Origin of the sequence: Martinezella lusitana (genome assembly GCF_010668395.1) — a bacterium.
Classification (GTDB): Bacteria; Pseudomonadota; Alphaproteobacteria; order Rhizobiales; family Rhizobiaceae; genus Rhizobium; species Rhizobium lusitanum_A.
Genome location: NZ_WUEY01000001.1, coordinates 533,677 through 555,831, shown reverse-complemented (window position 1 = coordinate 555,831; position 22,155 = coordinate 533,677). Strand labels below are relative to the sequence as shown.

The window sequence follows — 22,155 nt, the reverse complement described above, 5'->3', positions numbered from 1 at the left end:
ACTACTCCCGGTTCTGTTTGAGGTTTTTGTCCATGTCGCGCACCGCTTCGAAAAGAACGGCCGCACCCATGGCGATGTCGTCATTCTCGGCCCATTCCTCGGCGCAATGGCTGCGGCCTTCCTTGCAGGGCACGAAGATCATGGCGGCGGGTGCCACCTTGGCGATCCAGGCCGTGTCGTGGCCGGCGCCGGAAGCCATGCGGCGATGCTTGGCGCCGACCGTGTCGCAGGCGCGCTCAAGCGTTTCGAGCAGCACGGGAGCGCCCGGCGTCGGCATGTTGTCGGAGACGCGCACCGGCGGGTTGATCGTCACGCCATAGTCGGCGGCGATGGTCTTCACCTCGCCGTCGATCCAGGCCAGGAAATCCTCCATGTCGCTGCGGATTTCGGCGCGGCCGTCGATCAGCAGCACCACCTTGGATGGCACGACATTGGCGGCATTCGGCTCGATGCGGAATTCGCCGACGGTCGCGGCGAAATGGCCCGGCGTCTTTGCCTGTTCGGCGGCGCGGCTCCGGATGTCGAGCACCAGCTGCGACGCTGCCACCAGCGCATCCGCGCGCCGGTCCATCGGCGTCGTGCCGGCATGGTCGGCGCGGCCTTCGACGGTGATTTCGATGCGGGTAATGCCGGCGATGGCGGTCACGATGCCGACATCCTTGTTTTCGGCCTCGAGCACCGGACCCTGCTCGATATGCAGCTCCAGGAAACCGACGAGATCCGGGCGTTTCTGCGCGAGCAGCACGGAGGGGTCGCCGCCGACCTCGGCAATGCCCTGTGCAAGCGTGCGGTCGCCGCTCATGCGGGTAAGCCACGCCTCGGGGATCTGCCCGGTCATGCCGCGGCTGCCGATGCACGACACGCCGAAGATGCTGACTTCCTCGGCGAGGAAATCGACGATCTCCAGATCATGGTCGAGCTCGATGCCGCGATCCTTCAGGGAACGCGCGACTTCGAGCGCTGCAATCGTGCCGGCGATGCCGTCGAAACGACCGCCATCGGGAACGGTGTCGGAATGAGAGCCGACAAGAATCGTGCCGAGACCGGGCTTTGCGCCCGCGCGCCGGCCGATCAGATTGCCGGCGGCGTCCATGCGTGTGGTGAGCCCGGCCGCCTTCATGCGCGCCTCGATGTAGGCACGTCCTTCCAGGAAGAGCGGCGAGAAGGCGCGGCGTGTCCAGGGGTGGCCCGGATCGGTGATGCCGGCCAGGGCATCGATATCCTCGGCGATGCGGTCGGCGTTGACAGGCAGGTTATGGCGCTTGGGTTCGTTCATCAGGCTGCTCCTCCGGCAAGAACTTGGCGAGGCAAGGGGCGGACGAAGCTGCCGGAGCCGGGTTCGGCCAGCACCTTCTGTCCCTCGGTGATCTGCTTGCCTCTAAGGTAGGCGGCGGAAACCGTCCAGGGCAGGCGAATGCCGTTATACGGGCTCCAGCCGACGACGTTGTTGCCGCTTGCGGCTGCGTCATAGACCGTTTCGCGCGGTTCCAGCACGACGATGTCGGCGTCCTTGCCCGGGGTCAGCGCGCCCTTGATATGATCGAGGCGGAAGTGCCTGGCCGGATTTTCCGCCATCAGCTTCGCAGCCCAGGTGAGCGGCACGCCGCGCTCCAGGGCGCCTTTGACGAAGAGCGGCACCATGACCTCCAGTCCCGGCACGCCGGAAGAGTTCGCCAGCATGTCCGGATTGTTCTTGCGGCCTTCCGACCAGCTGACGTGGTCGGTCGAAACCAGCCAGACATTGCCTTCCGCCACCTTGCGCCACAAGGTTTCCACTTCGGCGCGCGGGCGGATCGGCGGATTAATTTTCGCCTTGCCGCCGAGACGCCGCACATCGTTTTCCTCGTCGAGCGTCAGATAGTGGATGCAGCATTCGACCGTCGCTTCGAACCCGTCGCGGCGATAGGCGCGGGCGATGTCGTAGCCGCGGCCGAGCGAGCAATGCACGACATGCGCCGGGCAGCCGGTATCCGCGCCCGTCTCGAAGATCGTGTGCATGGCGAGCAGCTCGGTGATCGGCGGACGCGAGAGGCCGTGAGCGCGGTAGTCGGTGACGCCGCTGGCCTTGACCTGCTCCATATAGGTGCGGACCGCTTCGTCATCCTCGTTGTGGACGCCCGCTGTCAGGCCCGTTGGTGCGATCGCGCCGAAGCAGGCGTCGAGCAGGGCGGGCGGAATGCGCGGAAAACGCTTGGGATCGGTGCCGAAGGTGGAGAATTTGAACGCCGAAACGCCGGCTTCCACCATCTCGGCGATGCGGGCCGGGCCTTCTTCCGGATCGATGGTGCCATAAAGGGCAAAATCGACGCGCGCCTGCGGGGCTGCATGGTCGATCTTCTTCTTAACCGCCGCTGCTGAGCAGACGAGATTGCCTTCGTCATAGGGCATGTCGACGATGGTGGTGACGCCGCCTGCCGCTGCCGAGCGCGTCGACCAGATGAAATCCTCCTGATCCTTCTGGGAGAGGGAGTGGACCTGCGCATCGATGGCGCCGGGCAGGATCAGCGCCTTGCCGAGCAGATGCCTCTCGCGCGCCGCCGGCGGCACGCCGATGCCGACCTCGGCGATCTTGCCGTCACGCACGGCGACGTAGCCGGCTTCCACGATGCGTTCAGGCAAAACCACGGTGCCTTGCAGAACAAGATCGAAATCGGCCATGTACAGTCTCTCCGCTCGTCGGTTGGTTCAGATAGCGATGGTGTCGTGATAGAGCCGCTCTTCGACCCGCTCCAGCGTGCCGAGCGCGAAGAAGTCATCATAGGCGAGGATCGGCTTGTGGGCGATCATTTCCGAGACGAAGGCCTCGGAAGCAAGTTCCTCTTCGATCGCCTCGACTTCGGCCGAAAGGGGCCGGTCGACGACATAGAAATCCGCATGCTTGCGCACGACGTCATAGAGCATGCGCGCCACGCCCTCCGGCTTGTCGCCGAGAATGTCGATCGCCTGGGCCGAAAGCAGGGCTTCCAGAGCCGCCAGACGCTTGAGTGCCCGCATCTGCCGCTCGAAGCGTTCGATGACAAGCGGCAGGAAGGCGGCTTCGTCCTCCATTCCCCCCGCGACGACCAGCGACTGCGCCGAGACCGGGTTGGACATGGAGAGCACGCGCGAGAAGATCTCGCCGGCAAGCTTGATGATCGGGCCGAAGCCCGTGGCGATCTTGCCTTCCGGCACGAGGTTGACGGGCAGGCCGCGCCGCTGGCCGTTGCCGAGCAAGACGCAGCGATTGAAGGCGTTGCGCGCGGCATGGGCCATGCAGATGACGGCGCCTTCCAGGAGCACCGTGACATCGAGCGGAAGAGACCCCCCGGACGTCATAACGCGGCCGTCGACGATGACGGGATTGTCGTCCGAGCGGCCGGTGGCGGCGAGAATCTTGTGCCCGGCCGTCAGGAGGTTCTCGATGACGGCGCCGAAAACCTGGGCCATCATGCGCAGGCTCAGCGGATCCTGCACATGGGTTGCGACCGGCCAGGGCCATTCTTCCGAGGCGTTGCAGAGCCAGGCGCCGATCAAGGCTTCGCGGGCGGTGCCGACATGGCGCACGGAAATCCAGGGATCGCGCGAGGCGCCGAGCGCGCCGGCGGCCATCATGCCGGTCGCCAGCAGCACGCGGATCGAGGAGGCGGCGTTGCGGGTGGTCTCGGCGGCGGCGGCGAAGCTGACGGCGTTGACGCTGAGCGAGGCCAGGCTGTCGCGGGGCAGCATCCGCACCGGGGCGATGCCGGCGGCGTCGAACGCATCGGCAGCCTGCATGCGGCGGCCACGATAGACGGCCTCGCCGACGCCGGTCAGGACCGCGCCGATCTGGCCCATCAGGCCGATATCCGCGCAGCCGATCGAGCCCGTGCGCCTTACGACGGGAATGACATCGGCGCCAAGCAGCTGCAGATAGGCTTCGATCAATTCCTGCGAGCAACCGACCTGACCGGTGAGGGCCGTATTGACGCGGATCGCCATGGCATTGCGCACGACAGACATGGAGAAGGGCGAGCCCGTGCCGAAATGATGGGCGCGCACGAGGCCGAGATTGAACGCATCGAGATCCTCAGGAGACCACTCGACATCCTTCATGGCGCCGACGCCCGTTGTGGAGCCGTAGACCGGCAGGCCGGACTGGATCGTGTTTTCGAGAATGCCCCGTGCTATCCGCACGCGCGCCATGCCGCTTTCCGACGCCGATGGCAGCGCGGCGCCCGCGCCGATCCGCACCAGGTCGCTGAACCCCAGGGGTTGCCCGGTCAGTTCGATGCCGGCTTTCTGACGCTCCATGTCTGTTGTTCTCCTTTTTCGCAAGGCTATGCGAGCCTTATCGCCAATGGGATATCCCAAATGGCGAACACCTTGACGGGTGGCGTGTGACGTGAATTCTGGGGCGAGTCAGGCCACGGCGCAACTCTGTGTTTGTCGGGTTATATAGCTTCGTGGAGGCGAAAGGCAGGCACGGCAAGGCGCCATGCATCGGCGGCGGCGGCACGCACGGATGCATGGGTGCGGGGAAGCTCTGCGGGTCAGCTCAAATGCCAGGCGATGTAGAGAAGCGCCAGCGCGATGATCCATAGCGCGAAACGGCCGGAGCGGCTGTGTTTGGCTTCGGCCCTGCCGATCGCCTCCGCCGTCTGCGGGTCGAATCGCAGGCCGTTTTCGCTCATGTGCAGCAGCTCGTGATGGAACTTTTCGGTCTTGGCGGCGATCTCTGGCGCTGCCTCGGCAAGCTTCACGGCCGCTTTCAAGCCATCGCGCAGATCGGTCATGATCCGCTTCGGCCCGAGGTTGGTGCGGATCCAGTCGCCGACGACCGGCTCCGAGGCCTTCCACATGTTGAAGCGCGGATTGAGCATCCGTGACACGCCTTCGACCACGACCATGGTCTTCTGCAGCATGACGAGCTCGGGCCGTGTTTCCATATCGAACAGTTCGGTCACTTCGAAGAGCAGGGTCAAAAGCTTGCCCATGGAGATGGTTTCGGCCGGCTGTCCGTGGATCGGCTCGCCGATCGCCCGGATGGCCTGGGCAAAACTCTCCGTATTGTGATGGGCAGGCACATAGCCGGCTTCGAAATGCACTTCGGCCACCCGGATATAGTCGCGGGTGATGAAGCCGTAGAGGATTTCGGCGAGGAAACGGCGTTCCTTGTTTCCAAGGCGGCCGACGATGCCCATGTCGACGGCGACGATCATGCCTGTTGGATCGACGAAGAGATTGCCGGGATGCATGTCGGCATGGAAGAAGCCGTCGCGCAGGGTGTGGCGAAGGAAGGACTGGATCAGCGTGTCGGCAAGCGCGTTGAGATCGTGCCCGGCGGCCTTCAGCCCCTCGACGTCGGACATCTTCACGCCGTCGATCCACTCCATGGTGATGACGTCGCGCCCCGTGCGTTCCCAGTCGACCTTTGGAACGCGGAAGCCCGGATCCTTCTCGGTATTTTCGGCGATCTCGGAGAGCGCGGCCGCTTCCAGCCGCAGATCCATCTCGACCTTCGTGGTCTGCTCGAGCGTCTTCGTCACTTCCACCGGTCGAAGGCGGCGGCTGGAGGGCATGAAGCGCTCCTGCATCCCCGCGACGAGATACATCGCCTTGATATCGTTGGAGAAGCGCTGACGCACGCCCGGCCGTACAACCTTGACGGCGACGCGTTTGCGGCCTTCGGCCGTATCGACTTCGGCCGGATGGACCTGTGCTATGGAAGCCGCGGCGATCGGCTCGCCAAATTTCACGTAGAGATCGTCGATCCGCCGGCCGAGCGAGGCTTCGATCGCCGCCGTCGCCGTCTCGTGCGGAAAGAAGGCCATGCGGTCCTGAAGCTGCGACAGGTCGTTGGCCATGTCGACGCCGACCACATCCGGGCGCGTCGCCAGGAACTGGCCGATCTTCACATAGGATGGTCCGAGCCGCTCGACCGCCTTGGCAAGCCGGTCGCTGCGGGCCTGGCTCTTCGCCTTTCTGCGCGCGAAGATGCTGACGAAGGATTTGGCCAGGCTGACGGAGGGCGGCAGCCCTTCGGACGGGAGCGCCGTGACCACGCCTTCGCGCACAAGCACCCAGCCGACCCGGACGAGGCCTAAATATGCACTGAAAGCACTCATAGCGTCTCAAGGTCTCGGGGAGCGGAGGCCGTCAGCCGCATCGGATGGCTCGATACCATGCTTCAGAGTTTCCAGCCGGAGTGAAGCGCAGCGATACCGCCGGTGTAGTTGGTGAAGCTCACGCGCGAGAAGCCGGCCTCGCGGATCATCGTTGCGAAGTCCTGCTGGTTCGGGAACTTGCGGATCGATTCCACCAGATACTGGTAGGGCTCGGCGTCGCCTGTGATCGCCTTGCCGAACTTCGGAATGGCGTTGAACGACCAGGAATCGTAGACGCGGTCGAGCAGCGGCAGGTCGACTTCGGAGAATTCGAGCACCAACAGCCGGCCTCCCCGCTTGAGAACCCGATAGGCTTCCTTCAGCGCGACGTCGATATGCGGCACGTTGCGGATGCCGAAGGCGATCGTATAGGCGTCGAACGAATTGGCCTCGAAGGGCAGCTCCTCGGCGTTGGCCTCGACGAAGGTCAGATTGTCGGAAAGCTTCTTCTTCGCTGCACGCTCGGCGCCGACGGCGAGCATCGAGCCGTTGATGTCGAGCACGGTCGCATGCGCCAGCCGGTTCGAGGCTTCGACGATGCGGAAGGCGATATCGCCCGTGCCGCCGGCGACATCGAGAGTCTTGTAAGACGGATCCTTGCGCGGATTGAGTGCCGATATCATCGCGTCCTTCCAGGCGCGATGCATGCCCATCGACATGACGTCGTTCATGACGTCGTAGCGCTTGGCGACCTTGTGGAACACCTCGTTGACGAGGCCTTGCTTTTCGCCATCGGCCACTTCGCGGAAGCCATAGGATGTTTCCATGCCGCCATCGGCGGAGGTGCGGCTGTCTGCCATCGGCTCAACTCCGTTACACGACAGCGCCGCGCGTCATAATGTGACGCGCAAAGGTCGCTGTAGCACTTTAAATCCGCTGCGTAATTTTATCCTTGGATCGTTTCCGATTTCAGGAATTACGCAGTATTCAGCGGCGGACCATAGCGAAATCACGTTTGCCACGCTATCTCATCAGCCAGATCACCAGCCGCAACGCCTTGGGCTATAGCTCAGATCATAAGCGGTTGAAACATAAAGATGGATAGCCATGCCGGAATTACCAGAGGTCGAAACCGTCAAGCGAGGATTGGCGCCTTCCATGGAGGGCGCTGTTCTGAGGGAGCTGGAGCTGCGCCGCAACGATCTGCGCTTCCCGTTCCCGGCCGATTTCGCCCGCATGGCCGCGGGGCGCGGCATCACGTCGCTGTCGCGCCGCGCCAAATACCTGCTGATCGATCTCGACGACGGCATGACGATCGTCTCGCATCTCGGCATGTCCGGTTCGTTCCGGGTCGAGGCCGGTCCGCCGGCGGGAACGCCGGGCGCCTTTCACTATCCTCGCTCGAAGGACGAAAAGCACGATCATGTCGTCTTTCATCTGGCGGGCGCGGGCGGTGACGCGCGCGTCATCTACAATGACCCGCGCCGCTTCGGCTTCATGGATATCGTCAGGCGGGCCGATATGGTTAGCCATCCCTTCTTTCGGGATCTTGGCCCCGAACCCACAGGCAACGAGCTCGACGCCGATTATCTGGCCAGGCGCTTTGCCGGCAAGGCGCAGCCGCTGAAGAGCGCTCTGCTGGATCAGAAGAACATCGCCGGTCTCGGCAACATATATGTTTGCGAGGCGCTGTGGCGCTCGCATCTGTCGCCGCTGCGCGCCGCCGGCACGCTGGTAGCCGATGGCGGCAAGCCGGCGGAGGCGCTGCTGAGACTGGTCGACGCCATACGCGAGGTGATTGCCGATGCGATCGCCGCAGGCGGCTCGTCGCTCCGCGACCATATCCAGACGGATGGCTCGCTCGGTTACTTCCAGCATTCCTTTTCCGTCTACGATCGCGAGGCGCAGCCTTGCGGCACGCCGGGTTGCGGCGGTACGGTCGGTCGCATCGTCCAGGCAGGGCGCTCTTCTTTCTATTGCGCCGCCTGCCAAAACTGATTGAAGGGAGAGACAAGTGGCTTACGAAACCCTCATCGTCGAAACACATGGGGCCGTCGCCCTCGTGCGGCTCAACCGGCCTCAGGCGCTGAACGCCCTGAATTCCACCGTGCTGGCCGAACTGAAGCAGGCCTATGCCGCCCTTCACCTCGATGACGCCATCGGCGCGATCGTGCTCACGGGCTCCGAGAAGGCCTTCGCCGCCGGCGCCGATATCAAGGAAATGCAGTCGCTCGATTTCGTCGATGCCTACAAGAATGATTTCTTCAGCGGCTGGGAAGAGATCGCCAAAGCGCGCAAGCCGGTCATCGCCGCGGTCAGCGGCTTTGCCCTCGGGGGTGGCTGCGAGCTGGCGATGATGTGCGATTTCATCATAGCCTCGGAGACGGCGAAGTTCGGCCAGCCGGAAATCACGCTCGGCGTCATTCCGGGCATGGGCGGCTCCCAGCGCCTGACGCGCGCCGTCGGCAAGGCGAAGGCGATGGATCTGGTGCTGACCGGCCGGATGATGGATGCGGCGGAGGCGGAACGTTCCGGCCTTGTGGCGCGCGTCGTGCCGGCCGACAAGCTGCTCGACGAGGCATTGGCCGCCGCCGCCAAGATTGCCTCCCATTCCCGCCCTTCCGTGCTTATGGCCAAGGAGGCGGTGCACCGCGCTCTGGAAACCACGCTCGAAGAAGGGCTGCGCTTCGAGCGCCGCCTGTTTCATAGCCTGTTCGCCACGGAGGATCAGAAGGAAGGCATGGCCGCCTTCGTCGAGAAGCGCAAGCCGTCTTTCAAGAACCGGTGAAGGCCAAGATTCCGGAATTACGCGGGCTTGGAGAGAATCCGCGTTGACGCCGCGGCTCATTCCGGTTATATGCCCGCCACAGTTTGGAAAGCCGCTCTGGTTTTCCGCAATTGCTCCCGCATTGCTGGATGAAGTGGCCGCAGGGCCCGCGCTGCAAAAGCGGAGTTATGTTCGAATTCTAAGAGAGGCATACATGGCCAATACTACCTCGGCGAAAAAAGCGACCCGCAAGATCGTCCGCCGCACCGAAGTCAACAAGGCTCGTCGCTCGCGCGTTCGCACTTTCGTCCGTCAGGTCGAAGAAGCCATCGCATCGGGTAATGCGGATCTTGCAAAGGCAGCTTTCCTCGCCGCACAGCCGGAACTGGCCCGCGCAGCGACCAAGGGCGTGCTTCACGCCAACACCGCTTCCCGCAAGGTTTCGCGCCTTGCCAAGCGTGTGAAGGCCCTTTCGGCCCCGACCGCATAATTTTCTATTAACGATTTAGTCGTTACTCTTAAGCCCGGCCTTGCGCCGGGCTTTTTGGATTCTGCCAAAAAATTGCCGCATTACCAAAAATGGCCGATCGATCATGTCAATGAAGTGACAGAAATATATGTATAAAAACAACGGGTTACGACAGGATATCTCAGCGGTTGGTTATCTGCGTGACGCATTGCCGGCTCACAACTGAGTCAAGGGTTTTTTTATTTTTTTTGTTTTGAAAGCTGTGGGAATCGCGTTCGACGGGAATCTCTTTGATTCAAAAGCGATTCTTTTTTGAAGGCCGTGTGACAGTCAAAAACGGCCTCCGGAGTCAATGGCCGCCTCTTAATTTTGTGTAAAATTCATCGTTGATATCTGCCCTCGATCCTGCCTAAATGCATTTCAACAAGGGGCGCGGATCTCACCTTAAACGGCTTCGGCAAAACACCGTCACTCAAGACGGCGTGGGTGGTTTTGCCTCTTGTGGCGGAGCAGTTCAGCTCCGTTTTTTCAAACAGTTGACGAGTTAAACCCGAAAGCGGCAACGCTTGCGGAGCGAGGAAGCTTGTCTGTCCTTTGCAGCCTAAGCCAATGGCGCGGCTGCGGGGAGGGGAGAAAAATTGACAGCCATCGGGGCAGCCAGTCGGAATACGAGGGCCGACTACTGCTCCAGTTGCAGATGCCAGGACGAAGACTGCTTTGAAGAGCGGTTTTCGCCATAGTGTTTCTGTAAAGCCCGTTGGCCGGGCGTGGCTGATGAACCGGTATGCGGCGCGGCTTGGGACAACGGGCGCGATTGTCATGCTATGGCGAAGAACCTAAGGGCGGTGGCGCAATGCTGCCCCGCTCCATAAGAGACTGCGGAAGGCGGCATTATATGCAGATACATACGAGGACGACGGGTGCGTTGGAGAATGGGGACAATGCGCAGGCGTTCAGTGCGGTTTGCGTAGAAGCGGCGGGGGAAAAGGCTGACGTGGCGCAAAATAATCTTTTCGAGCGCGTTAGCGCGCGCTTGAAGGCCCAGGTTGGCCCCGATGTCTACGCCAGCTGGTTTGCACGGCTCAAGCTTCATTCGGTATCCAAGAGCGTCGTTCGTCTCACGGTGCCGACGACCTTTCTGAAATCCTGGATCAACAATCGCTATCTCGATTTGATCACCGGTCTGTTCCAGGCCGAGGACGCCGAGATTCTGAAAGTCGAAATTCTGGTGCGCACCGCGACCCGGCAGGGCGCGAAGCCATCCACCGACGAGCGGCCCGTGGTGCCGGATCAGGCCGCTGTCGCGCCGATCCGCCGCCCTGCCGCGCAGCCCGCGGGTCAGGCGATCGCTCAGGCCGTGAGTGCGGCTGCCGCCGCGCGTCCGTCGACGGGTGGTACGCCGCTCTTCGGCTCTCCGCTCGATTCCCGCTTCACCTTCGATACCTTCGTCGAAGGCAGCTCGAACCGTGTCGGCCTGGCGGCGGCAAAGACCATTGCCGAAGCCGGCACCGGCGCCGTGCGTTTCAATCCGCTCTTCGTCCATGCGACCGTCGGTCTCGGCAAGACCCACCTTCTGCAGGCGATCGCCAATGCAGCCGTGCAGAACCCGCGCGGCCTGCGTGTCGTCTATCTGACGGCGGAGTATTTCATGTGGCGCTTCGCCACCGCGATCCGCGACAATGATGCGCTGACGCTCAAGGACTCGCTGCGCAACATCGACCTGCTCATCATCGACGACATGCAGTTCCTGCAGGGCAAGATGATCCAGCACGAATTCTGCCATCTGCTGAACATGCTGCTCGACAGCGCCAAGCAGGTCGTCGTCGCTGCAGATCGTGCTCCGTGGGAGCTGGAATCGCTCGACCCGCGCGTGCGTTCGCGCCTGCAGGGTGGTGTGGCGATCGAGGTCGAGGCGCCGGACTATGAAATGCGCCTTGAAATCCTCAAGCGTCGTCTGGACGCTGCCCGCCAGGACGATCCATCGCTGGAAATTCCGGCCGAGATCCTCTCGCATGTCGCTCGCAACGTGACGGCAAGCGGCCGCGAGCTGGAAGGAGCCTTCAACCAGCTCATCTTCCGTCGCTCCTTCGAGCCGAACCTGACGGTCGAACGGGTCGATGAATTGCTTGCCCATCTGGTCGGCTCCGGCGAGCCGCGTCGCGTCCGCATCGAAGACATCCAGCGCATCGTGGCGCGCCACTACAATGTCTCGCGCCAGGAACTGGTCTCGAACCGCCGCACCCGCGTCATCGTCAAGCCGCGTCAGATCGCCATGTATCTGTCGAAGACCTTGACGCCGCGTTCCTTCCCGGAAATCGGCCGTCGTTTCGGCGGTCGCGACCACACGACCGTCCTGCATGCGGTGCGCAAGATCGAGGAACTGGTTTCCGGCGACAGCAAGCTGTCGCACGAGATCGAGCTGCTTAAGCGCCTCATCAACGAGTAGGTTGCGCCACCAGCCATATGTTCCACGGCCGGCTTAACCGCCGGCCGTTTCTTTTGTGCGTTCTCCTTCGGCGGGATGCCGAGCTTCCCGCAATCGATCCGTCGTTGCTGTTTTCTCTGAGAGTACGGGCCGATCTACGTCGGCGGCGTTGTGCGGGACACCTCGGTAAACAGCCAGGCGCGCAGGGCCGCGATCGCCGGTCTTTCCACGGCGCCCGGCGGATAGACGAGGTGATAGGCAAACGCGCTTGCAAGCCCGATCGGGAAGGGTGCGATGAGCGTGCGGTCCGCCAGTTCCTGCTCGACGAAGGATCGGCGCATCAGGGCAATGCCGAACCCTGCCTTCATGGCGTGATAGGCGCCCATGCCGTCGGTGAAGACCGGCCCATGTGTGGCATCCACCCGCGTTGCGCCTGCAGCTTGCAGCCAGAGCTCCCAGTCCCGCCGATAGACGTCGTGGATGAGGGTCAGGGCGGCGAGATCGTCGACTGCGGGGGAGGGACCAAGTGAAACAGCCATTTCCGGCGTGCAGATCGGCACATATTCGTCGTCGAGCAGCTTTTCGCTCGCCAGCCCCTCGTAGCCGCCGAGGCCGTGGCGGATGGCGATGTCTATTCCATCCCGCTGGAAATCCATTACGCGATGGGAAGCGCTGATGCGCAGGTCGATATCCGGATGCGCCTCCTCGAAGCGTCGCAGCCGCGGCACCAGCCAGTGCGTGGCGAAGCCGGCGGTACACGTCACGGTCAACACCGTATCTTTCGAGCGCATCACCAAAGCCGCCGTCGCCTCGCGAATGAGCCGGAAAGCCGTTCGCATCGTCGCAAAATATTCGGCTCCATCGGCAGTCAGCGCAAGGCTGCGGGGCCGCCGCTCGAAAAGGCGAACGCCGAGCGCGCTTTCGAGGTCGCGGATCTGCAGGCTGATGGCGCCAGGGGTCACATGCAGTTCGTTTCCGGCCAGCGTCATGCTGAGATGCCGGGCCGAGGCTTCGAAGGCGCGGAGCGCCGAGAGAGAAGGCAGCTGATCCATGATGATTGAGTTTAGCTAAAGCATGATCCGAGAAAGACTCGTTTGTCCAAGCCTCGGTATTGCGAGAATATTACAGTAATTCGGATGGTTGGCAATGATGTCGCGCCACGCCTTCGATAAGCAAAACTCAATCGGCAAACTGCTGGAGATGATCGTATGTCGCAAAAATCCATGGGCGCAGTCGAATGGAGCATGTTGGTGGGCCTCTCCATCCTGTGGGGTGGCTCCTTCCTGTTCAACGGCATACTGGTGCGCGAACTTCCGCCCTTTACCATCGTCACCGCGCGCGTCGCGCTTGCCGCCGTCGCCCTGCACATCATCGTGCGCGCAACCGGGCACTCCATGCCGAGAGACCGTCAGACCTGGCTCGCTTTCTTCGGCATGGGCTTTCTCAACAATGTCATCCCGTTTCTGCTGATCGTCTGGGGCCAGACCCATATTGCCAGCGGTCTTGCCTCGATCCTCAATGCCACCACGCCGCTCTTCGCCGTCGTCGTCGCCCATTTCCTGACCGAGGATGAGAAGATGACCGGCAATCGCCTGATCGGCGTTATCGTCGGCTTTGCCGGGGTGGCCCTGATGATCGGCCCATCGGTGCTGGCAAGCCTCGGCTCCAACGTGCTGGCGCAGCTCGCCGTGCTGGGCGCCGCCTTCAGCTACTCGCTGGCCGGCATATTTGGCCGTCGCTTCCGCCGCATGGGGCTGGCGCCCATCATTCCCGCCGCCGGTCAGGTAACCGGCTCGGCCATATTGCTCCTGCCGATCGCGCTCTTTGTCGATCGGCCCTGGACGCTGGCAATGCCCTCCACCGAAACCTGGTTGGCGCTGGCGGGCCTGGCAATCCTGTCGACCGCCATCGCCTACGTGCTGTTCTTCCGCATCCTCGCCACCGCCGGCGCCACCAACCTGATGCTGGTGACGTTCCTCATTCCCGTCAGCGCGATCCTGCTTGGCGCGCTCGTTCTCGGCGAGAGCCTGCAGCCGAAGCATTTCATCGGCATGGCACTGATTGCAGTTGGTCTTGCCGCCATCGACGGCCGGTTGCTCGCCTTGGGGAAGCGGCGGGTCGCGGCGCAATAGCGCGCCGGGTCAGCTCAACAGGCGAGATCCGCAACGACGGAATCGAGAACCAGCATTCCCGCCGGCGTGCAGCGCAGGCGGGAATTGCCGATTCGCTCGATGAAACCGTGTTCCAGTAAAAACGCCTCGCGTTGCGGATCGGGGTCGCGGCCGGAAAGTTGCTGCCAGCGGGCGAGATCCACGCCCTCCCGCAGCCGCAGGCCCATCAGCAGCAATTCATCCGCCTGCTCGTCGAAGCCGAGCATTTCCTGGTCGACCATGCCGTGCCCGTCGCGCTCGACCATCTCGAGCCAGCTCTCCGGCTTGCGTTCGGTGGCCGTCGCCAGCTTCTGCGGGCCGCGCGTCAAGCGACCATGGGCGCCGGGGCCGATCCCGGCATAGTCGCCATAGCGCCAATAGGTGAGATTGTGCCGGCTCTCGGCGCCGGGGCGCGCATGGTTGGAGACCTCGTAGGCCGGCATGCCCTCGCGCTCGGTGATTTCCTGCGTGGCTTCGTAAAGCAGCGCCGATTGGTCTCCATCGGGCACGATCAGCTTGCCGGCCTTATGAAGGCCGTAGAAAGGCGTGCCTTCCTCGATCGTCAGCTGATAGAGCGAGAGGTGATCGACCGCATAGGAGATCGCTTGCCTCAGCTCGCGCTCCCATTCCTCGACGGTCTGGTTCGGGCGGGCATAGATGAGATCGAAGGACATGCGCGGGAAGATCTCGCGCGCCAGCCTGATCGCCTTCAGCGCATCGTCGACATTGTGTAGGCGTCCGAGGAATTTCAGGTCGCGGTCGTTCAGCGCCTGCACGCCCATGGAGACGCGATTGACGCCGGCGGCGCGATAGCCGCGAAAGCGCTCCGCCTCGACGCTCGACGGATTGGCTTCCATGGTGATCTCGATCCCGTCGGGCACATGCCAGGTCCTGGCAATGCCGTCGAGGACAGCGCCCACCGTCTCCGGCTTCATCAGCGAAGGCGTGCCGCCGCCGAGGAAGACGCTGGTTACCGTCTTCGGGCCGCTGATCATCCGCATCGTTGCCATTTCCTTCAGAAAGGCGGCGGCGAAACGCTCCTGATCGACCGGCTGATGGCGGACATGGCTGTTGAAATCGCAATAGGGACACTTGGCCGCGCAGAAAGGCCAATGCACATAGACCCCGAAACCGGGTTCTCCGGTATCGGGCAGCAATTGCGCCCCGCGCATCAGGTCCTGCGTATCGACGACTTCCACGGGGTTAGCCTATGCCTCCAGGCAGGTTTCGACAAAGATCTTGAAGGCGCGAGCGCGATGCGAGAGCGCCTGTTGATCGCCGGGCTTCCAGCCATGCTTCTGCTCGGCGCTCATTTCGCCGAAGGTGGTCTCGTATCCCTTGGGCTGGAAGACGGGGTCGTAGCCGAAGCCCTGGCCGCCGCGCGGCGGCCAGACGACAGCGCCTTCGACCTCGCCTCGGAAAAGTTCCGTATGCCCGTCCGGCCATGCAAGGCAAAGCACGCTGACGAAGCGTGCCGTGCGGCTTTCCGGTGAGGTGGCGCCGGCCTTTTCCAGGGCGGTCTCGACCTTCTGCATCGCCATAGCGAAGTCGCGCGTGCCGTCGGGCGTTTCAGCCCAGTTGGCCGTATAGACACCGGGATCGCCGCCGAGCGCATCGATCACCAGGCCGGAATCGTCCGAAAGCGCCGGCAGGCCGGACGCGTGCGCGGAGGCCAGCGCCTTGATCGTGGCATTTTCCTCGAAGGTGGTGCCGGTCTCGTCCGGTTCGATGAAATTGAGGTCGGCGGCCGACTTTGCCACGAAGCCAAGGGGACCGATCAGATCCTGTATTTCACGGATCTTGCCGGCGTTGTGGCTGGCGACGACGATGGTCTTGGTATCGAGCTTGCGCATGTGCTGTCCTGTCATAGGCCCCAGATGCGGGGTTCGGCGCATTCCAGGCTGTTGCCGGCCGGATCGCGAAAATAGATCGAGCGGCCGCCGTTCGGCCAATGAAAATCGGCTTCGATATCGACACCGGCGGCCTTCAGCTTCTGCGCCATGGCTTCGATGTCGTTATTATCGATGCGAAAGCAGACGTGACCGTGGCCCTTCGTCCCATGGGGAGGCACCGGCAGGGCGCCCGGTTCGCGCGGCTTGGCGGTTTCCTCGCTATTGAAGATCAAAAGCACGCCCGGCCCGCAGCGATAGAAAACGTGGCGATTGCCGCCGCGCGAGATCTTCTGCAACCCGAGAATGCCCCCATAAAAGGCCTCGACCGCATCGAGATCGTCCGCATAGAGAGCGGTTTCCAGTACGCTTGCGAGGGCCGGATCAGCCATTGCACGATGTCCTCAGGCGATGGCCTGCTTCTGCAAATCCACCAGTTCGGCAATGCCGTTCTTGGCGAGGCCCAGGAGCGTGGCGAATTCCTCTTCGCTGAAGGGAGCGCCCTCGGCCGTCCCCTGAATCTCGACGATGCCGCCCTTGCCCGTCATGACGAAGTTGGCGTCGGTTTCGGCCGAGGAATCCTCGATATAGTCGAGGTCGATGACCGGCTGGCTGGCGAAGATGCCGCAGGAAATGGCGGCGATATGGTCCTTCAGCACGCGGTCGACCTTGACCATGTTGCGGCTTTCCATCCACTTCAGGCAATCGTAGAGCGCAATCCAGCCACCGGTGATCGAGGCCGTGCGCGTGCCGCCATCGGCCTGGATGACGTCGCAGTCGACGGTGATCTGCCGCTCGCCCAGCTCTTTGAGATCGACGACGGCGCGCAGCGACCGGCCGATGAGGCGCTGGATTTCCTGCGTGCGGCCGCCCTGCTTGCCGGCGGCGGCTTCGCGCTTCATGCGCTCGCCGGTCGCGCGCGGCAACATGCCGTATTCGGCCGTGACCCAGCCCTTGCCGCTGTTGCGCAGCCACGGCGGGGTCTTGTCTTCCAGGCTTGCCGTGCAGAGCACATGCGTATCGCCGAACTTGACCAGGCACGAGCCTTCCGCATGCTTGGAAAAATTACGCTCGAACGACACCTTGCGCATCTGGTCGGTTTTTCTGCCTGAAGGCCGCATTCCACTCTCCTGAAAGTTCGTTGACCGCTTCTACGACCCACAGGCCGGTTTTGCAAAGGAAAAGCAGGCTGCGGGACGCCGGTGGGGCGATGCCGGCATTTTTCCCTTTTGCCATTGCTAACTGAATGATTATATTTTCGCCAAGGCTCAACGGAATGGATTTGACAGCGAAATGGTATTCACGACGTCGTCGGTTTCGGATGTCATTGCTGCATTGGACGAGCGCTCCAAGGAAGTTTTCCGCCGCATCGTCGAAGGCTATCTCGAAAATGGCGAGCCCCTTGGTTCGCGCAATCTCTCGCGCCTGCTACCCATGTCCTTGTCGCCGGCCTCGGTGCGCAATGTCATGAGCGATCTCGAGGAGCTTGGGCTGATCTATTCTCCCCATGTGAGCGCCGGCCGATTGCCGACCCAGGTGGGTCTGCGCTTTTTCGTCGATGCCTTCATGCAGGTCGGCGATCTCTCCGCCGAGGATCGGGCCAACATCGACCGGCAGGTGCGCGGCAGCAATCGCGACCAGCCGATGGAATCGATGATGTCTGAAGCGAGCCGCGTGCTGTCGGGCGTTTCGCGCGGCGCGGGTCTGGTGATCACGTCCAAGAACGACCCGGTGCTGAAGCATGTGGAATTCATTCGCCTGGAGCCCACAAAGGCGCTTGCCGTGCTCGTCGGCGATCACGATCAGGTCGAAAACCGCATCATCGAGTTGCCGGCCGGCACGACGTCGTCGCAGCTGACGGAGGCCGCCAACTTTCTCAACGCCCACATGACCGGGCAGACGCTGCCGGAACTGCGGCGACAGCTGCAGACCCTCAAGGAAAGCGTGCGCCAGGAGCTGGACAGTCTTTCTCATGAGCTGGTCGAGCGCGGCGTGGCCGTCTGGTCCGGCGGCAATGACGACGGCAAGCCGACACAGCTGATCGTGCGCGGCCACTCCAACCTCCTGGCCGAAATCGCCGGCGCCGAGGATCTGGATCGCCTGCGCCTGCTCTTCGACGACCTCGAGAAGAAGGACAGCCTCATCGAGATCCTCAATCTCGCTGAAAGCGGGCCAGGCGTGCGCATCTTCATCGGGTCGGAGAACAAGCTTTTCTCGCTGTCCGGGTCTTCGCTCATCGTTGCGCCCTATCGTGACGAAAACGATCGCATCGTCGGCGCCGTCGGCGTCATCGGCCCGACGCGGCTGAACTATGCGCGCATCGTGCCCATGGTCGACTATACGGCGCAGCTGATTTCGCGCCTGTCGCGGCCAGGGCTGTGACGCGCATGGGCAAATTCGCGTGACGATGATGGCGATAGCTGCGAAATGCCGGGAATTGGCCGTTCTTGTCGACAAAGCCTTGATTTTTTCCGGCCAAACCTCGATATCGGGCACATCCAAAGACCAAGCAATTCGGAGACCGTCATGACCGACGAAACAACAAAAAACGGACCTGACGCCACGGCGGCCGACATCTCGGCGGATTTCGCACAGGACGCAGCGGAAACCATTGATACGGCCGAGCCGTCTCAGCCTGATCCGGTTGAGCTGCTGAAGGCCGAGAACGGCGAACTGCGCGATCGCTATCTTCGCCTCGCCGCCGAGATGGACAACCTTCGCCGCCGCACGGAGCGCGATGTGAAGGATGCCAAGTCCTATTCCGTGGCAAGCTTCGCCCGCGACATGCTCTCGGTGGCAGACAACCTGCGCCGGACGCTGGATGCCATTCCGGTCGACGCGCTCGCCAATGCCGATGCCGGCCTGAAGACGCTGATCGAAGGCGTCGAGATGACCGAGCGTTCCATGCTCTCGGCCCTGGAGCGCCATGGCGTGCGCCAGCTCGAGCCGGTCGGGCAGAAGTTCGATCCCAATTTCCACCAGGCCATGTTCGAGGTGCCCAATCCCGATGTGCCGAACAACACGGTCGTCCAGGTCGTCCAGGCCGGTTTCGTCATCGGCGACCGCGTCCTGCGGCCGGCCATGGTCGGCGTTGCCAAGGGTGGACCGAAGATCGTCGAAAATGCCGAGCAGGGCGTCAACAGCCCGCTCGACGAAAAGGACGCCTGATCTTTCGTCCGGATGATTTTTTCGTCCGGAATGGGCAAAGACAAAGAAATGCGGCGGTTCGGGAATTCCATGAAGAGCTGAACCGCTGTCGCAGCAAAAGAAAAGAGCCGGATGATGTCAGATCATCCGGCTCTTATTTTTGCCTTGGTCCGATGCGATCCAATTCGTCAGGCGGCGTTGGATGCCTGTTCCTCGTTGAGGAATGCGTAAATGGCGGAGGCGGAATCGGTGGCGCGCAGTTTGGCGACCAGATCCTGGTCGCGCAGAACGCGGGCAATACGCGACAACGCCTTCAGGTGGTCAGCGCCGGCGCCCTCGGGCGCGAGCAGCAAGAAGACGAGATCGACAGGCTGATCGTCCAGGGCTTCGAAATCGACAGGCGCTTCAAGGCGCGCGAAAATGCCGGCGATGGACTTGATGCTGGCGAGTTTGCCGTGCGGAATGGCGATGCCGTTGCCGACGCCGGTCGAGCCCAGACGCTCGCGCTGCAATACGACATCGAAGATTTCTCGCTCCGGCAGTCCAGTCAGTTTGGAGGCTTTGGCGGCCAGCTCCTGAAGCAGTTGTTTTTTGGAATTTGCCTTCAAGGCGGGGATGATCGCATCTTGCTGTAGCAAATCTGCCAATGCCATTCTCTTTATCCTTCGTGTCGCCGAGAACCGATGACGAGCAAGCGGCGGCCGGCCGCCACTGGGCGCAGCCGCCGCTTATCTTCTATTCTCAGCCTTTGATATTGGCCGCGTCGATCCAGCCAATGTTACCGTCCTGACGACGGTAGACGATGTTCAAGTGGTCTTTGCCCGGGCTGCGGAAGAGCAGCAGCGGCTCGTCGGTCATGTCGAGCGCCATGACGGCAGTCGCAACCGACATGGTCTTCAATTGCTTCGTGCTCTCGGCGACGATTGCCGGTGCGAAATCGGCAGGAACCTCGTCTTCGTCGTCGGGAACACCATCCATGACGGTGTAGGCGACTTCGGCGTGGCCATTCGTGTGGTTGCCGGCCTGATGGTCCTTGAGTTTGCGCTTGTAGCGGCGCAGGCGCTTTTCGATGCGTTCGGATGCCGCGTCGAAAGCAAGCTGCGGGTCCATGGCTTCCCCGGCGGCATGCAACACCACGCCACTGTCGAGATGAAGCTTGCAATCGGCCGCGAAACGCGAGCTGGATTTCTGCACAATCACCTGGCCCGAATACCCCCCGTCGAAGTATTTCGTCACGGCCATACCGATTTGGTCTTCAATCCGCTGGCGGAAGGAGTCACCAATTTCCATATGTTTACCGGAGACACGCACACTCATGGAGTTTCCCTTCTTGTAGTGGTTATTGCGCGTATCAGTTTACGCCAAGCCTCAAGCTCATCCAAGCACTTCGCGCAGTCAAAGGCAAATTGCGTATATGGACCGCCTTTTGGATGGTGGGGATAAGTTTCATGGTCGTGCTGTCCTGCAGCGATTGCGGCGGGCTTCTAGCCTTGCCACATGGGAAAGTCAACTGCGTCTTAACGGACTGTTAGGAGTTCGGCAGCCTGCGGTTGAAAATGGACGACCGTCAGAAGCCGGAGACTTTGGCCAGGGCTCGCTTCTCCCGCCGCCGCTGCACGGAGGAGGGGATGTTCATGGCCTCGCGGTATTTTGCAACCGTGCGGCGAGCAAGCTCGATGCCGCCCTTCTTCAGCGTATCGACGATATCGTCGTCGGAGAGCACCGCATCCGGGCTCTCATTCGAGATCAGCAGGCGGATCCTGTGGCGCACGGCCTCCGCAGAATGGCCGTCGCCGCCTTCGACCGCGCTGATCGAAACGGTGAAGAAATATTTGAGCTCGAACAGGCCCCGCGGCGTCAGCATGTACTTGTTGGAGGTCACGCGGCTGACCGTGGACTCGTGCATCTTGATGGCGTCCGCCACGGTTTTCAGGTTGAGCGGGCGCAGATGATCGACCCCGTGCACCAGGAACGCATCCTGCTGGCGTACGATCTCGCTTGCCACCTTCATGATGGTCTTGGCGCGCTGGTCTAGGCTGCGGGTCAGCCAGTTGGCGTTCTGCAGGCACTCCGACAGGAAGGCATGGTCCTGGCTGGTCTTGGAAACGGATGCGAAATAGGACTGGCTGACGAGCACCCGTGGCAACGCATCGGGATTGAGCTCCACAAGCCAGCTCCCGTCCGAAGACGGGCGCACGACGATATCGGGCATGATGGCCTCGGATATGTCGGTCTCGAAGCCGCTGCCCGGCTTGGGATTGAGCTGGCGGATTTCCGCCATCATGTCGAGCAGATCCTCTTCGTCGACGCCGCAGAGCCGCTTCAGCGTCGCGAAATCGCGCCGCCCGAGCAGCTCCAGGTTCTGGATCAGTCGCTCCATGGCCGGGTCGAACCGGTCTTTCTGCCGGAGCTGGATCGCCAGGCACTCGCTGAGAGAGCGGGCGAAGACGCCGGCCGGGTCGAGTTGCTGCAAGGTATTCAGCACGCGTTCCACATCCGCCAAAGTCGTGCCGAGACGCTCGGCCGTTTCGTTCAGGTCGGAGCGCAGGTAGCCGGCATCGTCGAGCTGGTCGACGAGGTGCTGGCCGATCAGCCGGTCGCCCAACGCGGTAAGCGAGAAGGGAATCTGCTCGTTGAGATGATCACGCAGCGATACCTGGCCGGCGACGAAATCGTCCAGATCGTAACTCTCGCCGGCTTCGCCGCCGGGCATGGATTTCCACTGGCTCAGCAGTTCGGGCGCATCGGCGCGCTGCGGGCTGCCGTCATCGGGAAAGACGTCGCTGAAATTGGTATCGAGCTCGTCGCTCAGTCGATTGGCGTTGCCGGTATTGTCGCTTTCGTACCAGTCGCTCGCCAGATCTCCGGCATTGCGTTCGGAGCCGTCGTCGCCATGCGTCTCTTCCGGGGCTTCGAAGCGTTCGTCCCTTGTGTCGCGATCGCCGTTGCTGCCTATATCGTCGTCATTTGACGCAAATTCCAGCAGCGGGTTCTTCTCGACTTCCTGTGCGATGAATTGCGTCAGTTCAAAATGGGTCATCTGCAGCAACTGGATGGATTGCATCAGTTGCGGTGTCATCACCAGGCTCTGGCTTTGGCGCAGGAAAAGATTGGCCGATAATGCCATGGCGGACGCGGGACTCCCCTTGAACCTCGGGAATCCGCGCTTTTAATCCATAAAATCTTCGCGAAATTCCAACTGGCCCAAAAATTGCTTTTTTATCGGATTTGGTCAAGCGGAACTGT

Annotated in this window: 20 protein-coding genes; 7 read left to right on the top strand and 13 right to left on the bottom strand. The window is 62.2% G+C overall.

Annotated elements, in window-relative coordinates:
* Nucleotide 1 precedes the first annotated feature (1 nt).
* The 5 genes from GR212_RS02705 to ubiE all read right to left on the bottom strand — a co-directional run bounded on the left by GR212_RS02705 (nt 2) and on the right by ubiE (nt 6,922).
* Complete coding sequence (locus GR212_RS02705) at nt 2-1,276, bottom strand: Zn-dependent hydrolase (RefSeq protein ID WP_163984901.1); 1,275 nt, start codon at nt 1,274-1,276, stop codon at nt 2-4.
* Complete coding sequence (locus GR212_RS02700; protein WP_163984900.1) at nt 1,276-2,658, bottom strand: dihydroorotase; 1,383 nt, start codon at nt 2,656-2,658, stop codon at nt 1,276-1,278. The genes GR212_RS02705 and GR212_RS02700 overlap by 1 nt, the downstream gene beginning before the upstream one ends.
* Before the next feature lie 27 nt (nt 2,659-2,685).
* Entirely contained in the window at nt 2,686-4,269 is a 1,584-nt protein-coding gene (locus GR212_RS02695; RefSeq protein WP_163984899.1) for an aromatic amino acid lyase, read from the bottom strand.
* 239 nt (nt 4,270-4,508) lie between these two features.
* Nucleotides 4,509-6,083 carry a 2-polyprenylphenol 6-hydroxylase gene (ubiB, locus tag GR212_RS02690; RefSeq protein WP_163984898.1) on the bottom strand — a complete coding sequence of 525 codons (1,575 nt, stop codon included), beginning with the start codon at nt 6,081-6,083 and terminating at the stop codon, nt 4,509-4,511.
* A gap of 62 nt (nt 6,084-6,145) precedes the next feature.
* Nucleotides 6,146-6,922, bottom strand: coding sequence for a bifunctional demethylmenaquinone methyltransferase/2-methoxy-6-polyprenyl-1,4-benzoquinol methylase UbiE (ubiE, locus tag GR212_RS02685; protein ID WP_163984897.1), 777 nt, complete (start codon nt 6,920-6,922; stop codon nt 6,146-6,148).
* A 247-nt stretch (nt 6,923-7,169) separates the two neighbouring features.
* Between ubiE and mutM the strand changes: the two genes are divergently transcribed.
* From mutM to dnaA, 4 genes are all read left to right on the top strand, one after another.
* Nucleotides 7,170-8,060 (top strand): bifunctional DNA-formamidopyrimidine glycosylase/DNA-(apurinic or apyrimidinic site) lyase, encoded by an 891-nt coding sequence (gene mutM / locus GR212_RS02680; protein WP_163984896.1) that lies wholly within the window; start codon nt 7,170-7,172, stop codon nt 8,058-8,060.
* Nucleotides 8,061-8,076: 16 nt separating this feature from the next.
* Nucleotides 8,077-8,850 carry an enoyl-CoA hydratase gene (locus GR212_RS02675; protein ID WP_163984895.1) on the top strand — a complete coding sequence of 258 codons (774 nt, stop codon included), beginning with the start codon at nt 8,077-8,079 and terminating at the stop codon, nt 8,848-8,850.
* Nucleotides 8,851-9,043: 193 nt separating this feature from the next.
* Nucleotides 9,044-9,319 carry a 30S ribosomal protein S20 gene (gene rpsT, locus GR212_RS02670; RefSeq protein ID WP_163984894.1) on the top strand — a complete coding sequence of 92 codons (276 nt, stop codon included), beginning with the start codon at nt 9,044-9,046 and terminating at the stop codon, nt 9,317-9,319.
* A gap of 874 nt (nt 9,320-10,193) precedes the next feature.
* A complete protein-coding gene (gene dnaA, locus GR212_RS02665) occupies nt 10,194-11,744 on the top strand; it encodes a chromosomal replication initiator protein DnaA (protein WP_163984893.1) in 1,551 nt (516 codons plus the stop codon).
* A 134-nt stretch (nt 11,745-11,878) separates the two neighbouring features.
* On the opposite strand, the gene gcvA is transcribed toward dnaA, so the two are convergent.
* Nucleotides 11,879-12,775 (bottom strand): transcriptional regulator GcvA, encoded by an 897-nt coding sequence (gcvA, locus tag GR212_RS02660; RefSeq protein WP_204326225.1) that lies wholly within the window; start codon nt 12,773-12,775, stop codon nt 11,879-11,881.
* 156 nt (nt 12,776-12,931) lie between these two features.
* Here gcvA and GR212_RS02655 point away from each other — a divergent pair, with 156 nt between their 5' ends.
* Nucleotides 12,932-13,855 carry a DMT family transporter gene (locus GR212_RS02655; protein WP_163984892.1) on the top strand — a complete coding sequence of 308 codons (924 nt, stop codon included), beginning with the start codon at nt 12,932-12,934 and terminating at the stop codon, nt 13,853-13,855.
* 14 nt (nt 13,856-13,869) lie between these two features.
* Here the strand turns inward: GR212_RS02655 and hemW are convergent, their stop codons facing one another.
* Genes hemW through rph form a run of 4 tightly spaced genes read right to left on the bottom strand, consistent with a single transcriptional unit; the run spans nt 13,870 to nt 16,883 of the window.
* Complete coding sequence (gene hemW, locus GR212_RS02650; protein ID WP_163985168.1) at nt 13,870-15,045, bottom strand: radical SAM family heme chaperone HemW; 1,176 nt, start codon at nt 15,043-15,045, stop codon at nt 13,870-13,872.
* Nucleotides 15,046-15,081: 36 nt separating this feature from the next.
* Nucleotides 15,082-15,726, bottom strand: coding sequence for an RdgB/HAM1 family non-canonical purine NTP pyrophosphatase (gene rdgB, locus GR212_RS02645; protein WP_163984891.1), 645 nt, complete (start codon nt 15,724-15,726; stop codon nt 15,082-15,084).
* Nucleotides 15,727-15,737: 11 nt separating this feature from the next.
* Nucleotides 15,738-16,154 carry a VOC family protein gene (locus tag GR212_RS02640; RefSeq protein ID WP_163984890.1) on the bottom strand — a complete coding sequence of 139 codons (417 nt, stop codon included), beginning with the start codon at nt 16,152-16,154 and terminating at the stop codon, nt 15,738-15,740.
* A 12-nt stretch (nt 16,155-16,166) separates the two neighbouring features.
* The gene (rph, locus tag GR212_RS02635) at nt 16,167-16,883 is read right to left on the bottom strand and encodes a ribonuclease PH (RefSeq protein WP_163984889.1); all 717 of its coding nucleotides are present in this window, start codon (nt 16,881-16,883) and stop codon (nt 16,167-16,169) included.
* Nucleotides 16,884-17,055: 172 nt separating this feature from the next.
* On the opposite strand from rph, the gene hrcA reads away from it, so the two are divergent.
* Complete coding sequence (hrcA, locus tag GR212_RS02630; RefSeq protein ID WP_163984888.1) at nt 17,056-18,144, top strand: heat-inducible transcriptional repressor HrcA; 1,089 nt, start codon at nt 17,056-17,058, stop codon at nt 18,142-18,144.
* Nucleotides 18,145-18,288: 144 nt separating this feature from the next.
* Nucleotides 18,289-18,930, top strand: coding sequence for a nucleotide exchange factor GrpE (gene grpE, locus GR212_RS02625; RefSeq protein ID WP_163984887.1), 642 nt, complete (start codon nt 18,289-18,291; stop codon nt 18,928-18,930).
* 167 nt (nt 18,931-19,097) lie between these two features.
* On the opposite strand, the gene ptsN is transcribed toward grpE, so the two are convergent.
* From ptsN to rpoN, 3 genes are all read right to left on the bottom strand, one after another.
* On the bottom strand, nt 19,098-19,562 hold the full coding sequence (ptsN, locus tag GR212_RS02620) for a PTS IIA-like nitrogen regulatory protein PtsN (RefSeq protein WP_015338601.1): 465 nt from the start codon (nt 19,560-19,562) through the stop codon (nt 19,098-19,100).
* Nucleotides 19,563-19,650: 88 nt separating this feature from the next.
* A complete protein-coding gene (hpf, locus tag GR212_RS02615; protein ID WP_163984886.1) occupies nt 19,651-20,226 on the bottom strand; it encodes a ribosome hibernation-promoting factor, HPF/YfiA family in 576 nt (191 codons plus the stop codon).
* A 250-nt stretch (nt 20,227-20,476) separates the two neighbouring features.
* On the bottom strand, nt 20,477-22,036 hold the full coding sequence (gene rpoN, locus GR212_RS02610) for an RNA polymerase factor sigma-54 (RefSeq protein ID WP_163984885.1): 1,560 nt from the start codon (nt 22,034-22,036) through the stop codon (nt 20,477-20,479).
* Nucleotides 22,037-22,155 lie beyond the last annotated feature (119 nt).